Origin of the sequence: Roseivirga pacifica, assembly GCF_900111145.1 — a bacterium.
GTDB lineage: Bacteria > Bacteroidota > Bacteroidia > Cytophagales > Cyclobacteriaceae > Roseivirga > Roseivirga pacifica.
The window spans coordinates 511,174-526,873 of the sequence record NZ_FOIR01000001.1; the positions used below are offsets into that span (position 1 = coordinate 511,174).

The window sequence follows — 15,700 nt, forward strand, 5'->3', positions numbered from 1 at the left end:
AGTGTTGAGCTAGGGCTTTTTTTGTGGGTACTTTCTGTTAAAAAGCAATCGCTATATAGCTTAAACTAAGTACAAACCTTATTTTCATGGGTATGTTTGGACTAGTCAAAGTGTCTGTCTTCTTCTTTTTTCTATTAAGCTCTTTTGTCCTCTTGGGAAGTGAATCGGATACCACAGTTTATAGTGATGAATTGCTCTCCTATTTTGAGCGCGGAATAAATCATGAGTTCTATAAAGAACTAGATGGTTCAAATAAACAGTTGGAAGTCTTCACTAATATTTATGATGCCAGCGCAATTGATACCGTTGTTTCATTTAGTTATTCAAGCAATACAGGAAGGGTATATATATCTGGCATTAACGGGAAGAGCTATTTGCTGGATTTCAAAGGATGCTTTAATGATGCAGAGTCAACCCCCTTTAGTGCGGACTACTATTCAAAGATAGTAGATATGCTGGCCAAAGCTGGCTTGTCTGAAGGTGGAAAAAAGGACAAGTTAATCGTACAAGGAATTGAATATATGATGAAAGTAGAATTCACTCTTTCAGAAAGTGGCAGAGGTTTTTGTATAGTTTATAAGGATGATGGTTTTGTTTAATAGTTTTTGTCTCAGAAGTTCGGACTGATAGCAGGGTAAAGTTAATACCCTCTCATTTTTTGTAGTTGTAGATTCACCAATAGGACAAATACGCAAAGAAGAATTACTAATATATTGTGAGCCCATCTCAACCTTTTATTTGAAATCTTGAATGAGAAAAAGGGAAATACACTTATTAGCAATTTTATATACGCAACAACTAATCTCTTGCCTAGAATATTGGTCTGAGGAACTCGGGTCTCCCATGCAGGTTTTTTGTAGAGAAGATCATAAAACCGAATCCCGACCTTGGATAGTCCTATGACCATAAGTATTAGGGCTAAATTTTGAAGACTCATTTTTTCAATTTGCTTTAATTCAAGCCTAAAATTATTTTTTCACAGCCCGCGACCCAAGATTGGCTTCTCGCCAAGCCCAGTGGAGAAACAAAACTAATGCTAGTTGATGCTTTCATATTGAGTCTCTTGGAATTTCAATTGTATCTTCTATTGCTCCTCCTATCCAAAATAAGCTGCAGAAATCCTCTTCGAACTGAATTTTATATGGCTCACCATCTTCTAACCTACCTTTGTTCAAAGCAAATAGTTCTCTTATTAAGCCCATGTCCTTATTTGTTAGATAGACTTTTTCAAGATTAACATTATTGCCCAAGCTTACACAAAACAGTTCTCCTCCGATAATCTCATCGCCAAGATTATTAGAATAAAAATCACTTGATTTTATTAAGTTGATGATTGAGTCATTTAACGCTTTGTGAAGGCTATACTTAGTACCAAGGATTATTTTCTCCTCCATTCTTTCTTGATCCGCTCTTCCCAAGAACAAACTGTTGTCTTTCACCTGTAAAAGCTCATTTGTTGGAAAAACCGCTATCGTTAAGGTTTCCCCAGTCTCAATATTAGAGCAAGAATTATAAATTAGTATCAAAGAGATAAATAAACATAATACTCTATACTTCATTTTTAATCCCATATTTCTAGAATGAAGATAAATGACGCAAGCGCTTTTCCCTACTCTCAGCAACATTTTCGAATGGGTTTAATATGGGTGAAAGAGGGGCGTTGCATAGCTGACTCACCCCGGATAACCTTCTCCTGCAATCTTTTCTTTTAGCTTGGGTAGTTTCCACCACGGGGTGCCGGGCGAAATATGGTGTTCGTAGTGGTAGCCAAAGAAGTAGCAGGTGAAAAATGCTTTCCAGTGGTTAAGCGATTGGCTAGTCGATTTTTGCTCATTGGCTGCGCTGTGCTCGCCTTTGTGTGGCTGGTATGTGCCAAAATAGAACAATTGAAAAGTGGAAAGCACAGCGGGAGCCATCCATAGAAAAACTAGGTTTTTCCACGGGATAAACAGTTTTAGCAGGTTGTAGCTAATGGCCATCAGCAAGATTTGCCAAATGCTAATGTACTGCTTTAGAAAGCTGAAGTACCACGGCCAAAAGCTGCCATGGTGGTAGTCGGGGTCTTTGTCGGTTGCTACAAAACGATGATGTTCGTGGTGCTTTTTATTCAACCTGTTGTAAAAATTGAAAGAGAATAGCAGAGCGGAAATAGCCCCCACAGCTTTGTTGAGTTTTCTGTTTTTCGATACAGTGCCATGCATGGCATCGTGCGCAGTAATGAAAAGGCCCGTGTAAAGATGTGTTTGCAGCAGAAAGGCTACGTAAATCCATGGGTTGGCTAGGTTAAAATCGAGCTGCAATGCCCATAACAAACAGCCCCACCAGAGTATATGAATCACGAGTGCATAGTAAATGCCTTTGTTGCTGCGCTTAGCCATATTCAAAAATAGGGATTATAGCTTTTCCAGATGCGTTTTTACATCTTCCATTAACCACATAGGTGTGGATGTGGCTCCACAAATGCCAACAGATTCGTTTTTGCCGAACCATTCGGCTTTCACATCGGCTATTGACGAAACAAAGTGTGTACGCATGTTTTGGTCTTTGCAAACCTTATAAAGTACTTTGCCATTGGATGATTTGGTGCCGCTCACAAAAACGATAACATCAAATTTTTTAGCGAAGTCACGGAGCTCTTTGTCGCGGTTAGAAACTTGGCGACAGATGGTGTCGTTGGTGTTTACCGTCACTCCGGCTTCTTCCAGCATTTGATTAATCTGGTAGAATTTATCGGTACTTTTTGTAGTTTGGCTGTACAGCGTGATCTCTTTCGGAAGTTCAGCCATATTCAGTTCGGCAACGTCTTGAAAAACCACTGCCTCATTATTGGTTTGGCCAAGCAAGCCCACTACCTCTGCATGGCCGTGCTTGCCATAAATGTAGATATTCTCCGATTTGTCGTAAGAATTCTTAATTCTATTCTGAAGCTTTAGCACCACAGGGCACGAGGCATCTATTAGTTCAATATTATTATTGAGGGCCAACTGGTAAGTGCTTGGCGGCTCACCATGCGCACGAATGAGCACTTTGGCATTTTTCACCTCCTTGAGTTGTTCATGGTTAATGATTTTTAAACCACGCGACTCAAGCCTTCGCACCTCCTCATCATTATGCACAATATCTCCCAAGCAGTATAATTCGCCCTCCTCGGCCAATATATCTTCAGCCATTTCAATGGCGTAAACCACGCCAAAGCAGAAGCCGGAATTAAGGTCGGTTTTTACCTTGAGATTGAACATATGCTGTAAACAGAATGTAGGACTGAATGTTTCTTTTTAGCCTGAAAATCAGCTGTTAAATTTTCGTTACCTAAGTGTAAGTCGGTGAGTAAAGTAGCTCGAAACGAGAATGGACATTTTTCGGATGTCCGGAATGCGAATGCGCTCCTCTTTGATTTTTCCTGGAGGGCAATTCTGGATTTTCTTAAATAACTTCAAGTAATACCGGTACGCCAAGTAAACTCCCATTCTCGCTCCGGAAGGCAGGTTCATAATGCCAACCAATGCATCATCGAAGTCGCGCTGAATATCTTCTTCAATTTGCTGTTTGTTCGACTTGGTAAAATCATTAAAGTCTACCCCAGGAAAATACACACGGCCTCTTTCTTCGTAATCGCTTTTGATGTCGCGAATAAAGTTCACTTTTTGAAAGGCCGCCCCCAGTTTTCGGGCAGGGGTAACTAACTCATCGTACTTTGTTTGGTCGCCTTCGCAAAACACTTTTAAGCACATTAGACCAACCACTTCGGCAGAACCATAAATGTATTCGTTGTAGCTATTTGGATCGTGCGCTGTTTCTTTCAAGTCCATGCGCATGCTGTATAAAAAAGCTTCAATCAGCGCCTTGTCTATGGCGTAGTGATTAACAACCAGCTGAAAAGCATGCAGCACAGGGTTTAAACTAATACCTTTCTCTATGGCCCAGTAAGTATCTTTTTCAAACTCTGAAAGCAACGCTTCCTTGTCATGCGAATGAAAAGTGTCTACTATTTCATCGGCATAGCGCACAAAGCCATAAATGGCATAAACAGGGAAATGAAAGCGCTTATGGAGCGTTTTTATACCCAATGTAAATGAGGTACTGTACCGCTGAGTTATCAGTCGGCTGCACTCAAATGTGGTTTGATCAAAAAGCTCCATCATACAATTTACGTTTTTAAGCGATCATTTAAATTCTTTTGCCACCTCTTCTGCCACTACCAAACCAGAAATAAGGCTAGGTGGCACACCAGGTCCTGGCACTGTTAATTGGCCCGTGTAAAACAGATTGTTTAACCGTTTGTTTTTTAATGCGGGTTTTAAAATTGCGGTTTGGGTTAAAGTGTTTGCCAAACCGTAGGCATTGCCCTTAAATGAATGATAGTCAGTAACAAAGTCAGAATGAGCAAAGCTGCGCTGATATACTATGTTGTCTTTAATGCTATTGCCGGTTATATCTTCCATTCTATTAACGATCAGGTCAAAATACTTGGATCGAATCTCCTCAGTATCTTTTAAACCAGGGGCTGTCGGAATAAGTAAAAAGAGGTTTTCGTGTCCTGCTGGAGCCACCGTAGCGTCAGTTTTCGAAGTGAGTGACGCGTAGAACAAAGGCTTTTCAGGCCACTTAGGGTCGGTATAAATAGCCTTGGCATGTGGAGCAAAATCCGTATCGAAAAACAGGTTGTGGTGCAGCAGCCCATCGAGTTCACCCTTTACCCCAACATAGTAAAGTAAAGACGAAGGCGCCATTACCCGGCTGTCCCAATACTTTGCACTGTAGTTTCTGTCTTCAGGCTTTAGTAATTTCGTTTCCACATGATGGTAGTCTGCCCCTGCGATTACCACATCGGCCTCAAAATCGCCCTTTATGGTTTGTACATTGGTAACCTTGCCTCCTTGTGTATTTATGGCTAGCACCTCGCAATTCGTATGAATGCTTACCCCTAAACTTTCGGCCAAACTTGCCATGGCCTCTACTATTTTAAACATGCCACCTTTTGGGTACCATGTACCTAATGACATGTCAGCATAATTCATTAGGCTGTAAAGTGCTGGCGTGTTTTCAGGTAGCGCACCCAGAAAAAGCACCGGAAATTCCATCAGCTCAATAAGTTTAGGATGCTTAAAGAACTTGCGCACATGCTTGGCCATAGACTGAAACACATCCATTCGCAGCACATCGGCCAGGAGTTTTACGCTGGCAAATTCGGTTACCGATCGGCCAGGCTTATAAACCAGTTTGTTTATGCCTACCTCGTATTTATATGCCGCTTGTTTCAGAAATTCCCGCAGTTTTAGACCTGCGCCAGCTTCAATAGACTCGAACAAAGCTTCCAATTCCGCCATATTGGCGGGTATGGGCATTTCTTCGCCCTTGCCATAAACTACTTGGTAAGACGGATCGAGCCGAATGAGCTCGTAGTAATCACTTACAGATTTGCCAAATCGATTAAAGAACGACTCGAAAACATCGGGCATCCAGTACCAACTTGGCCCCATATCAAAAGTAAAGCCCGACTCGCTAAACTGTCGGGCTCTTCCTCCAATGGAGTTATTTTTTTCTACAATAGTAGTTTCAAAACCTTTGCTTGCTAAGGCAATTGCGGCAGAAAGACCCGCGAAACCTGAGCCAATAACAAGCGCTTTTTTGTCCATCATTTACGCTAAGCTAAAACTATGCTCGGTAAATACGGAGCTGGTCTTTTAGTTGTTTGCGGGCAATGTGAATTCTATTCTTTACCGTTCCGATTGGAATTTCCAATCTGTCGGCAATTTCGTGGTATTTAAATCCTCTGAAATACATCATAAACGGAGTTTTGTAAACATCGTCTAGCTTTTCAATCGAGGTATTAATGTCCTTTAACGCGAAGTCTCCATAAGCCCTATTCTCAATCTTCACTTTAGAAGAATTGATAAAGTGTAGGTTATCAGTTGTATCTATGAAGGTACCGCGTCTCATCATTCGCTGATAATTCGTGATGAAGGTATTCTTCATAATAGTGTAAAGCCAAGCTTTAAGGTTGGTGCCTTTCGCAAACTTGTCGCGATTTGTATAGGCCTTCAGCATGGTTTCCTGAAGCAAATCATTCGCCTCTTCTCTGTCCTTGGTCAGCTTTAGCGCAAAAGGCTGAAGTGTCTTGGACATTTGACTTAATGAGTAACTAAATTCTAGGGCTGTCATGGTCGCTTTTAAATTTGTTTAACAAAAATGATTAATTATTAAACAGAATGCAAGAAATCTTTGTAGAAAGTTTTTACGGAAACATTAAACAAAAGTTTAGAACATAGTTAAAAACTACTCTAAAACATTGATGTACACCGTAAAAGCTAAACAATTGGTTAATTGAATGCGGCTGCATTCAACTCTATGAGGCATTAGTAAGTTAGATAAAATCTACTAATTGTTTAACAAAAAGGAACAGTTATTTAGCAGCGACCGTCACTTGCTCTTCGATAAAGCTTACTAAAATATGGGGATTGGCTATTTGTGTTATGTTTTCTGGAATAGATAAATCTTCGCCAATTACTTGGCTGCCCGAAAGCAAAATCTCCGTTTCAGGAAATGCTTCTGAGAGTTTACTAACGTAGTCTTGCGCAGAAAAACCATTAGGCTTGCTTGTCATTACCGTTAATAAATAGTCTGGCTTGTGCACTTGGTAGGCTGCTTCTAGGTCTTCAAAAGGCATGTTCTGACCCAAATAAATCACCCTGTTTTTTCGCGATTGAATTAAATAGCTTGCAAAAAGCAAGCTGAGCTCGTGCAATTCACCTTGTGGTAAAAAGAGCATGTACTTTTTAGCATTGTCCATAGACTGCGCAGAATGAAACTGCCCATCAATAGCCACAATAACCTTTTGGCGAATTAGGTTAGAAATAAAATGCTCTTGAGCCGGATTGATAGAATCCGTCATCCACATTATACCGATTTTGCTCAAAAACGGATAAATAATGTTCAGCATGGTTCTTTCAAAACCAAGTTTGAGCGAGTTGGTTGAGATGATTTTTTCGAACCTTTCCTCGTCCAAATCAATCATAGAAAGCGTAAGAGCGTAGATCTGATCGGCAAAACCACTTGGTTTTTCGGCAAGTTTCTTCACCTCCTCGTGCATTTCCTCAAGCGACATTTTAGCTATGTTGGAAATTTTGTGCCCGTGATCTTTCAACAAAGAAACATTCAAGATCAGTTTCAGGTCATTCTGATCGTAATAGCGAATATTCGTGCCGGTTCTTTTGGGATTTATCAGGTTGTAACGCTGCTCCCAAATGCGCAAAGTATGCGCCTTTATACCAGATAAATGCTCTAAGTCTTTAATTGAATAACTTGCCTCTGCCATGCCAACTACTTTCTGTAAAACCTTTTCGGAACTAGAAATAAGCCAAACGAAACGGCATCATCGCGCTCTTTCGTGCTGTGGTGTGCTCTGTGTGCGTCTGTAATGGCTCGCAAGAATTTACCCTTCGGCCTGCCAAACCATTTAAGTCTTTTATGAATGAGCACATCGTGCAAAACGAAATAAAGCATTCCGTACAGCGTAATGCCGCAACCCAACCAAAATCGATAGTCCAAGGCAGGAAGCCCCAGTAGGATCAATACAATGGCCGAACCGCCAAAAAAAGCTGTAAATACATCGTTTAACTCGAATACACCTTTGGTATGTACGTGGTGGCTTTTATGAATTTTCCATAGTACACCATGCATGATGTACTTGTGAATTGCCCATGAAAAAGCTTCCATGAACACCACCGCTGCCAATATCCAAAGTACCGCTTCCATATTATTTTGAGTCCAAACCAAATGTGGTTTGTATTGTTTTAGAATTTTTTGCGAATTCTATTGTTCATCGCTTTTACCCAAAAGCTTAAACAAAGTTGAGTACCGCAAAAAAGGCTATTTCAATATATAAAAGTCGGATTGCCAGCGGATTGTTTGAGGTTGGCATTAGTTTTTTGAAAGTAAGGTGAAGCAAGAAGCTTACTATAAACCACGCAAGGTAATTTTGAATGGGAATGGAGCTTTCTTGCCAGCTCCAAAAATCGAAGCGAATGGCAACAGGCTCAATGAGCACATCTAAACCCACCATTAGCGCAGCGCCTATAATCGAAAGTAAGAGTATGTTCGAAGTGAATTTTTCCGCAAAATGCCGTGTGCAATAAATAAGTATAACCCAGTTTAGCCCAATGACCAAGGGCACGTTTAACCATTTGAAACCAAGCGTTTTTCCATAGGTGTACTCACCAAAAATAGCTCCCGTGCTTACGCCCAATACCTCCACAAAAAAGCCAACCAAAAAGGTAATGGCTATAAATAGAAAGTACTTGGCGTTTTTCTCCTTTTCGAAATGAAGCGCCACAGCAAAAGTGGCTAATAGGTTGAAAGGTGTAAGTGCTTGAAAAACTGCTCGGCTTTCTTCAATACTCAAACCAATGGCGCCTGCAATATGCATGGCGGCCAAAAGGCCAAAAGCATTGCGGTGATTTACAAAGGGCAACTCGTCTATTTTGGCTAACATATTTTTCAAAAACATGGGGCTGGCAAGAATGTTTAGGGTTGAATGTCTTTACTTTGTGGCAAAAGTAAGCGGATGATACTATATAACGTGACCGTTGCGGTAGATAAAAAGATTGAGCAAGAGTGGTTGATTTGGATGAAGAACGTGCACATTCCTGAAGTAATGGAAACGAATATGTTCGAGACGCATAAATTCTTCAAGGTTTTGAACAGTGAAGACCCACAGAGCTCGTCTTACAGCGTGCAGTATTTTGCGGAAAGCATGGACAAGATCAAACTGTATATGTCGGCTTTTGCACCAGAGCTACAGCAAAAGGTTGCACTAAAATTCCCAAATCAGCTGGCGGCATTCCGCACTTTGCTAGAGTCTGTTTAATAGTTGGCAATTTGGTCTGCATCGAGCGTGCAGTTGAACCACTCTTCGTCAATTGTAGCACCTAAGCTTTTGTAAAAGCCAATGGCCGGTTCGTTCCAATCCAGCACCTGCCAGCGTACCTGCTTGCAGTTTTCAGCTTTGGCCTTGTGTACAATAGCATCGAGTAAAAGCTTGCCATAGCCTTTACCCCTTTGTGCTTCTTTTACCACTAGGTCTTCTAAGTAAATGGCCTTGCCCTTCCAAGTAGAATAGCGGTAATAGTAAATGGCAGTACCTACCACTTCGCCATTTTCTTCGGCCACAAAAAACTCAAAAACGGGTTTTTCGCCAAAGCCGTCTTCTTCCATTCTTTCTACAGAGTTCTCTACTTCTTCTGGGGCTTTTTCATAAATGGCAAGCTCCATTATTAGGTCGTAGATTGCTGGCAAATCTGCTTTGGTACCGGTTCTAATCATGGTAAGTTCTTTTGGCAAGTTTATCGAATCAGCTGGAATTCTCCACGCTTCTCCCCATTAATCACTACTTCGTTGGCTTCAATTATCCAGGTTGCCGCATAGCTATAGTTGCCATCGGGAGCGGGCGAGCCTTCAAAGTTACCATCCCAACCTTTGGTAGCATCGGTTGTTCTGTAAACTAAGGCGCCCCAACGGTTAAACACGGTCATCTGAAAAGTAACTGGGCAAGCATCGGCCGGCCCAAAAGTGTCGTTTTCTGTATCTCCATTTGGGCTAAATGCATTCGGAAAAATAATTTTCGGAATTGCTTCTTCCACAATTTGAGTACCTGTGGCCTGGCATCCATTGGCATCGGCAACGGTCACTTCATAAGTACCTTGGCTGAATCCCGTGGCGTAAGCTCCTGTCTCTGAGTTTGACTCCCAAGTGAAGGTATAAGGCGCTGTTCCACCACTAACCACTGCTTCCAAAGCGCCATCTGACCCACCAGGGCATGAAACCTTGTAGGTATAAATTTCTTCAATTACTAAAAGGTCTGGTTCACCTGTGTAGAAGCTATCGCTCCAGGTACAGCCGTTGGCATCGGTTACCGTTACGGAATGGTCGCCCTCAGGCAAGTTTTGCACAAAGGCACCAGTTGAAGAAGCATCGTGACTCCAGCTGTAAGTATATGGTGCAGTGCCCCCTGTTGCGTTTACTCGTATGGTTCCGTTCGACTCACCAAAACAAAGCACATCGTTCTGATCGGAAAAAGAAGCGGTTAATTCGGTTGGCTCCGTTATGGTAAAAGGCACATTAATGGTGCAGTCATCAACAGTTACATCCACAGCATAATCACCTGCCGGCAGGTCAGAAATACTGTTTCCGTTTGGCGTACCGAGCCCCCCTGTTTGCCAAACAAAACTACTAGCGGCACCATTGCCAGCGGTTATGGTTGCCACTGCCGTGGCATCACTTCCTTGATAACAGCTTACATGTGTTAGGCTCATATCCACCACAATTTCATTTCTAAGATCGATGGTCAAGGTTGGTGAGTCACCATCACAAACATCTGTAGCTGTTCTGGTAGATTCGGTAAAGTACAGTGTACCGGTACCCGACCCACTCCATAGCACGGTTATTTCATTGGTACCATCGCCACTGGTTATTGTTCCATTAGTAATGTGCCAATAGTAATCGGAACCGGGCGTTATTGGTGTGGAATAGGTTTGCTCATTGACCAAATCAGTATAGCACACAAAATCGGGGCCTTCGGGCATTGGTGGCTCCAGTTGCTCATTGATTTTTACCGCATATGTTACCACGGTAGTGCATGCAAAGTCAGAAACAGCTTCTACCGTTACTTTGGCATTAGCATTTGTACCTCCCCAATTCACAACAATTTGGCTTGTTCCTTGGCCAGAGTCAATTGTTCCGCCATCTACAGTCCAGTTATAGGTGTAACCATCGAGTGTGGTGGCAGTATACGGCACACCATTAATGTTGGGACAAACAGAGATAGAGCCCGCAACCTCCACATCTCTTTGTGGGTCCAAAACTGTTGTTCCAGAAATTGATGAAAGCACATCAGGGTCGCCCGTTTGCCCTCCGTACTCTACTATATAGCCAGTTGGTTCGTATTCATTGGCGCCTCCTCCATCGGGCAGGTCGTTCCATCTGCCTGGCGGAGAAGTCCAGTCCATCATATGCGCATAGTGCTCATTGCCTCCGCTATTATTCGGCTCAGCAGTGTTCCAGTTCTGATAGCCTGACGTCAGTAACATTCCAAGGCCACCGTTTATTTCTCCTTCAGGCCCGGTAACCCAACGCCAAGTACCTTCTTGAGCCTCATCGCTGGCTCCAATCCAAGCCGTCCCGCTTACTCTTTCCAGAATGAAATCGTTTTCCTCTTGGGTTGTAATAGTGGTTAAATAGCCTTGCAACCCAAATATGGTTTTAGCCTCTGCGGCTGCCTTAGCATCGCTCCAAGAAATTTGGGAAGCAGCGAAAAACTGATAGAAGTGCCCCGTTGAAACCAAGAAATCTACACCAGATAAGGTAAAGTTGATAGACTTACGGCTAGCTGGATCTGTTGAAGAAAAAGTTATCTGGGTAATGATTTGGCGATATTCATCTAAAGTGGCTTGGCCATTTAAGGTCAGAATACCATTAGCACTGTCGAAGTTGCTACTTACTGCACTGCCATTGTAGGCCAATAGGTCTGTGGAGACATCGTAATTCTCAATCGTTACCTGAATTCCTTCAAGTTGCTCATTGTTATCGCCATTAATGGTTACAAACTCCGAAATAGCTACTGGCTGCCCTGCTGTATAACAGTAGGCATCTTGCGCTTGAACCTCAAGCGTTTGGGCAAAACTGAATGCACTAGTGAGCATCAGTAAGCACACCAAAATGTGGAGTCGTGTAAAAATCAATAGCAGCGCGTTCTATTCACTTCGTTATAAAAACGAAGGCACGCAATATAAGTATGTAGAACGCGCTCTACAAAATCGTTTTTATATTCTGTCGAACCCAGTGTATGAATGAAGCACCTGAGGAATGTTAATCCCGTGCTCATCTTGGTTGTTCTCTAAAATAGCTGCTATTATTCTAGGCAAAGCCATGGCACTACCATTTAAAGTATGCAACAGCACCGATTTTTTCTGATCGTTTTTGTAGCGAAGCTTCAACCTATTGGCCTGGTAAGTTTCGAAATTAGAAACTGAGCTCACTTCCAACCACTTTTCTTGCGCTGCAGAATACACCTCAAAATCGAAAGTGAGGGCAGAAGTAAAACCAAGGTCACCACCACAAAGTCTCAAAACTCGATATGGCAACTCAAGTTTTTCTAAAAGACTAGCCACATGATTGCACATTTCTTTAAGCGCCTCATAAGAGTTCTCTGGCTTCTGAATTTGTACAATCTCCACTTTATCGAACTGATGCAAACGGTTAAGGCCGCGAACATGCGCTCCCCAGCTACCTGCTTCTCTTCTAAAACAAGGTGTAAACCCAACATGCTTTACCGGCAGCTCTTTTTCATCCACAATCACATTTCTGTAAAGGTTAGTAATCGGCACTTCGGCCGTTGGAATCAGGTATAGATCATCGTTGGTAATATGGTACATTTGGCCTTCCTTATCAGGTAATTGGCCTGTAGCGTAACCCGAAGCTTCGTTTACCACAATTGGCGGCTGTACCTCGCCATAGCCTGCCTTAGTAGCTTCATCTAAAAAGAAGTTAACCAATGCACGCTGTAAACGGGCCCCTTTGCCTTTGTAAACAGGAAAGCCTGCCCCGGTAATTTTAATCCCAAGATCAAAATCGATGATGTCGTGGTCTTTGATTAAGTCCCAGTGTGCTTTAGCACCTTCATGCAAGGTTGGGAACTCACCATGACGTTCAATCTCTACATTGTCTTCATCGCTATTGCCAGTAGGCACTGTTTCATTCGGAATATTCGGAATGTTGTAAAGTGCTTGCTGCAGCTTAGCTTCTATCTCATTCTGCTTATCGGAAAGCGACTTATTCAAGCTTTTGAGTTCGGCAGTTTTGGCTTTCACCTCTTCTGCTTCTGCTCTTTTGCCCTCTTTCATTAAGCCGCCAATTTGCTTTGCCAAGCTATTGGCTTCTGCCAAGTTACTATCGAGCGTGTGTTGGTTTTGCTTGCGCTCATCATCCAATGCAATTACTTCTTCAAGTAATTCGGCAGCATTGTTTAGGTTACGCTTTTTTAAACCTTCAACGTATTTCTCTTTATTAGCTATAATATTTCCGACCTGTAGCATGAGATTCTAAATTTGGAGGGCAAAATAAATGATTTAGAGCCAATAAATGAGCTCATTCTGTGGCTTTTTGGGAGAAAACTCTAAATAAGACAACCAAGTGTTGCCAGTCTCGTTCAATTGGTCTATACTTGCAGTACCCTATGAGATGTTCTCACGGTCTTTTCCCCAGAGACATCAGTATCTAGAAATCATTTAATTAATTATACCTTTTACTTTTCGCTCGATTCTCGAGCAATCCCAACAAATGTATTTATGTATACAATTGACGAACTGAAGATCAGACTTCTTTCTGAATTGAAAGAAATCGCAGAGTCTCTCAATGTTAAAAACTACAAGAAGTTGACGAAGCAAGACCTCATCTATGCTATCCTCGATCAACAAGCAATTACTCCGGAAGATCAACTACCTGGTAAGAAAGAAGAGACTAAAAAAGAAGAAGAAACTCCTGCTGTAGAAGCAGAAGAGAAACCAAAGGCTAGAAAAAGAGCTCCTCTCAAAAAAGAAGGAGACGATGAAAAGCCTGCGGAAGACCAAGAAAACAAGCGAAGCAGCCGTCCGAAGCGTGAAAACGTGAAAGAAAGTGCCGATACCCAAGAGGCACCAAAAGCTGAGCAAAAAGAAAAAGGCGAAAAGCCAAACAGAGCTGAGAAGCAAGACAGACGCGAAAGACAGCAAAACGGTGGCGAAGAAAACGGTAACGGCAGACGCGACAACCGCAGAAACCAAAAGCAACAGTACAACCAAAACATCAAAGAGTTTGATGGCCTAATTGAAAATGAGGGTGTGTTGGAAATTATGCAAGACGGTTACGGTTTCTTGCGTTCTTCGGACTACAACTACTTAGCCAGCCCTGACGATATTTATGTTTCACCTTCTCAAATCAAACTATTTGGTTTAAAAACTGGTGATACCGTAAAAGGTCAGATCAGACCTCCAAAAGAAGGCGAAAAGTACTTTGCCCTATTGAGAGTAGAGTCTGTAAACGGAAAGACTACAGAGGAAATCAGAGATAGAGTTCCTTTCGAATATTTAACGCCACTTTTCCCAGACGAGCAGATTAAGCTAAGCACTAAGCCAAGCCAAATGTCGACCAGAATTCTGGACATGTTTGCGCCAATTGGTAAAGGGCAGCGTGGTATGATTGTAGCACAGCCAAAAACTGGTAAAACGGTGCTATTGAAGCAAGTGGCTAACGCTATTGCAGAAAACCACCCTGAGTGTTATTTGATCATTCTACTAATTGACGAGCGTCCTGAAGAGGTAACGGACATGGCACGTAGCGTAAAGGCAGAGGTTATTTCTTCTACCTTCGATGAGCAAGCCGATCGTCACGTAAAGGTTTCTAACATAGTGTTGGAAAAAGCCAAGCGTATGGTAGAGTGCGGTCACGATGTGGTAATTCTATTGGATTCAATCACGCGTTTGGCCAGAGCTTACAACACAGTAGTTCCGTCTTCAGGCAAAATCCTTTCGGGTGGTGTTGATGCTAACGCATTGCACAAGCCTAAGCGTTTCTTCGGTGCGGCTCGTAACGTAGAAAATGGCGGTTCACTTTCAATTATTGCTACTGCATTGATTGAAACAGGTTCAAAAATGGACGAAGTAATCTTTGAAGAATTCAAAGGTACTGGTAACATGGAATTGCAGCTTGACAGAAAGCTTTCTAACAAGCGTGTTTACCCTGCTATTGATGTGCCGGCTTCTGGTACACGAAGAGAAGACTTACTAATGAGCAAAGAGGAACTTCAGCGCGTATGGATCCTTCGCAAGTTTATGAATGACATGAACTCTGTAGAGGCCATGGAATTCTTGCTAGAAAGAATGAAGGGCACTCAGAACAACGAAGAGTTCTTGATCTCTATGAACGGATAACAAAGAATAGTTATAAAGTGAAAGCCTCTCAGCGAAAGTTGAGGGGCTTTTTTTATATTGTAACTGTTAACCACATAAAATTTACTATCAACAACTTTTATGTGTTAATGCAAATAGGCTCAACCAAATGAAAAAGAATGTACTTGTGCTGGAAAACGAAGTGCTGATCGCAGATGATCTTTGCGATACTTTAGAGGATTTGGGCTATGCCGTGTTCGAACCAGCGCTTACCTACCAAGCGGCAATAAATACACTCGATTCAGAAAATGTAGACATCGCCATTTTAGACATTGACTTGGGCAGCAAAAAAACCGGAATGGATGTGGCCATGTATATTAGGACCAACCATAATATTCCATTTGTTTACCTCAGCTCTCACTCTGACCAAAAAACCATAGAATTAGCCAAAAACACCATGCCCTATGCGTTTTTGGTTAAACCCTTTGTTTCGGCCGATGTGCTTACAGCATTGGAAATTGCCTTAAATAACCATGCCTGGTATGCAAGTGCGAAGCTTACACCTAGCCAATCTGAAGTTTTCGACCTTACCCCAATGGAAAAGGTAATAGTGCGGTTAATTGCCGAAAACAAAACAACCAAGGAAATTGCCGATGAACTTTTCATAAGCCAGAGCACGGTAAAAAACCATCGACACAACATATGTGTGAAGCTAGAGCTAACGGCTGGCACCCATTCTTTGTCAAAATGGGCAATAGAACACAAGCACTCATTGAACTAAT

The 15,700-nt window shown here is 42.2% G+C and carries 16 protein-coding genes; 4 read left to right on the top strand and 12 right to left on the bottom strand.

Annotated features, from left to right (window positions below):
• The first annotated feature begins 86 nt into the window (after positions 1-86).
• Entirely contained in the window at positions 87-599 is a 513-nt protein-coding gene (locus BMW98_RS02275) for a hypothetical protein (RefSeq protein WP_139177362.1), read from the top strand.
• Between the two features lie 450 nt (positions 600-1,049).
• Here BMW98_RS02275 and BMW98_RS02285 read toward each other — a convergent pair whose 3' ends face one another.
• The 9 genes from BMW98_RS02285 to BMW98_RS02325 form a co-directional block, all read right to left on the bottom strand.
• Entirely contained in the window at positions 1,050-1,625 is a 576-nt protein-coding gene (locus tag BMW98_RS02285; RefSeq protein ID WP_139177364.1) for a hypothetical protein, read from the bottom strand.
• A gap of 48 nt (positions 1,626-1,673) precedes the next feature.
• Positions 1,674-2,378, bottom strand: coding sequence for a fatty acid desaturase (locus BMW98_RS02290; RefSeq protein ID WP_090256770.1), 705 nt, complete (start codon positions 2,376-2,378; stop codon positions 1,674-1,676).
• Between the two features lie 15 nt (positions 2,379-2,393).
• The gene (locus tag BMW98_RS02295) at positions 2,394-3,239 is read right to left on the bottom strand and encodes a 4-hydroxy-3-methylbut-2-enyl diphosphate reductase (RefSeq protein ID WP_090256771.1); all 846 of its coding nucleotides are present in this window, start codon (positions 3,237-3,239) and stop codon (positions 2,394-2,396) included.
• A gap of 66 nt (positions 3,240-3,305) precedes the next feature.
• Entirely contained in the window at positions 3,306-4,142 is an 837-nt protein-coding gene (locus BMW98_RS02300) for a phytoene/squalene synthase family protein (RefSeq protein ID WP_420820073.1), read from the bottom strand.
• Positions 4,143-4,163: 21 nt separating this feature from the next.
• Complete coding sequence (locus BMW98_RS02305) at positions 4,164-5,639, bottom strand: phytoene desaturase family protein (RefSeq protein ID WP_245733468.1); 1,476 nt, start codon at positions 5,637-5,639, stop codon at positions 4,164-4,166.
• Positions 5,640-5,655: 16 nt separating this feature from the next.
• Entirely contained in the window at positions 5,656-6,162 is a 507-nt protein-coding gene (locus tag BMW98_RS02310; protein ID WP_090256772.1) for an RNA polymerase sigma factor, read from the bottom strand.
• 241 nt (positions 6,163-6,403) lie between these two features.
• Positions 6,404-7,315 carry a MerR family transcriptional regulator gene (locus BMW98_RS02315; RefSeq protein ID WP_090256773.1) on the bottom strand — a complete coding sequence of 304 codons (912 nt, stop codon included), beginning with the start codon at positions 7,313-7,315 and terminating at the stop codon, positions 6,404-6,406.
• A gap of 5 nt (positions 7,316-7,320) precedes the next feature.
• On the bottom strand, positions 7,321-7,755 hold the full coding sequence (locus BMW98_RS02320; protein ID WP_090256774.1) for a sterol desaturase family protein: 435 nt from the start codon (positions 7,753-7,755) through the stop codon (positions 7,321-7,323).
• A gap of 85 nt (positions 7,756-7,840) precedes the next feature.
• Positions 7,841-8,491, bottom strand: coding sequence for a carotenoid biosynthesis protein (locus tag BMW98_RS02325; protein ID WP_162844653.1), 651 nt, complete (start codon positions 8,489-8,491; stop codon positions 7,841-7,843).
• 72 nt (positions 8,492-8,563) lie between these two features.
• On the opposite strand from BMW98_RS02325, the gene BMW98_RS02330 reads away from it, so the two are divergent.
• The gene (locus BMW98_RS02330) at positions 8,564-8,866 is read left to right on the top strand and encodes a DUF4286 family protein (protein WP_090256776.1); all 303 of its coding nucleotides are present in this window, start codon (positions 8,564-8,566) and stop codon (positions 8,864-8,866) included.
• Here the strand turns inward: BMW98_RS02330 and BMW98_RS02335 are convergent.
• From BMW98_RS02335 to serS, 3 genes are all read right to left on the bottom strand, one after another.
• Positions 8,863-9,321, bottom strand: a complete 459-nt coding sequence (locus tag BMW98_RS02335) for a GNAT family N-acetyltransferase (protein ID WP_090258189.1) — start codon at positions 9,319-9,321, stop codon at positions 8,863-8,865. The two genes, BMW98_RS02330 and BMW98_RS02335, sit on opposite strands and share 4 nt — an antisense overlap.
• A 20-nt stretch (positions 9,322-9,341) precedes the next feature.
• Complete coding sequence (locus tag BMW98_RS02340) at positions 9,342-11,696, bottom strand: T9SS type B sorting domain-containing protein (RefSeq protein ID WP_090256777.1); 2,355 nt, start codon at positions 11,694-11,696, stop codon at positions 9,342-9,344.
• A 120-nt stretch (positions 11,697-11,816) separates the two neighbouring features.
• Positions 11,817-13,088: a serine--tRNA ligase gene (gene serS, locus BMW98_RS02345; RefSeq protein WP_090256778.1), complete on the bottom strand. Its 1,272-nt coding sequence runs from the start codon at positions 13,086-13,088 to the stop codon at positions 11,817-11,819.
• A 252-nt stretch (positions 13,089-13,340) separates the two neighbouring features.
• On the opposite strand from serS, the gene rho reads away from it, so the two are divergent.
• Both rho and BMW98_RS02355 read left to right on the top strand, forming a co-directional pair.
• Positions 13,341-14,960, top strand: coding sequence for a transcription termination factor Rho (gene rho, locus BMW98_RS02350; RefSeq protein ID WP_090256779.1), 1,620 nt, complete (start codon positions 13,341-13,343; stop codon positions 14,958-14,960).
• A gap of 127 nt (positions 14,961-15,087) precedes the next feature.
• Complete coding sequence (locus BMW98_RS02355) at positions 15,088-15,699, top strand: response regulator transcription factor (RefSeq protein ID WP_090256780.1); 612 nt, start codon at positions 15,088-15,090, stop codon at positions 15,697-15,699.
• Position 15,700 lies beyond the last annotated feature (1 nt).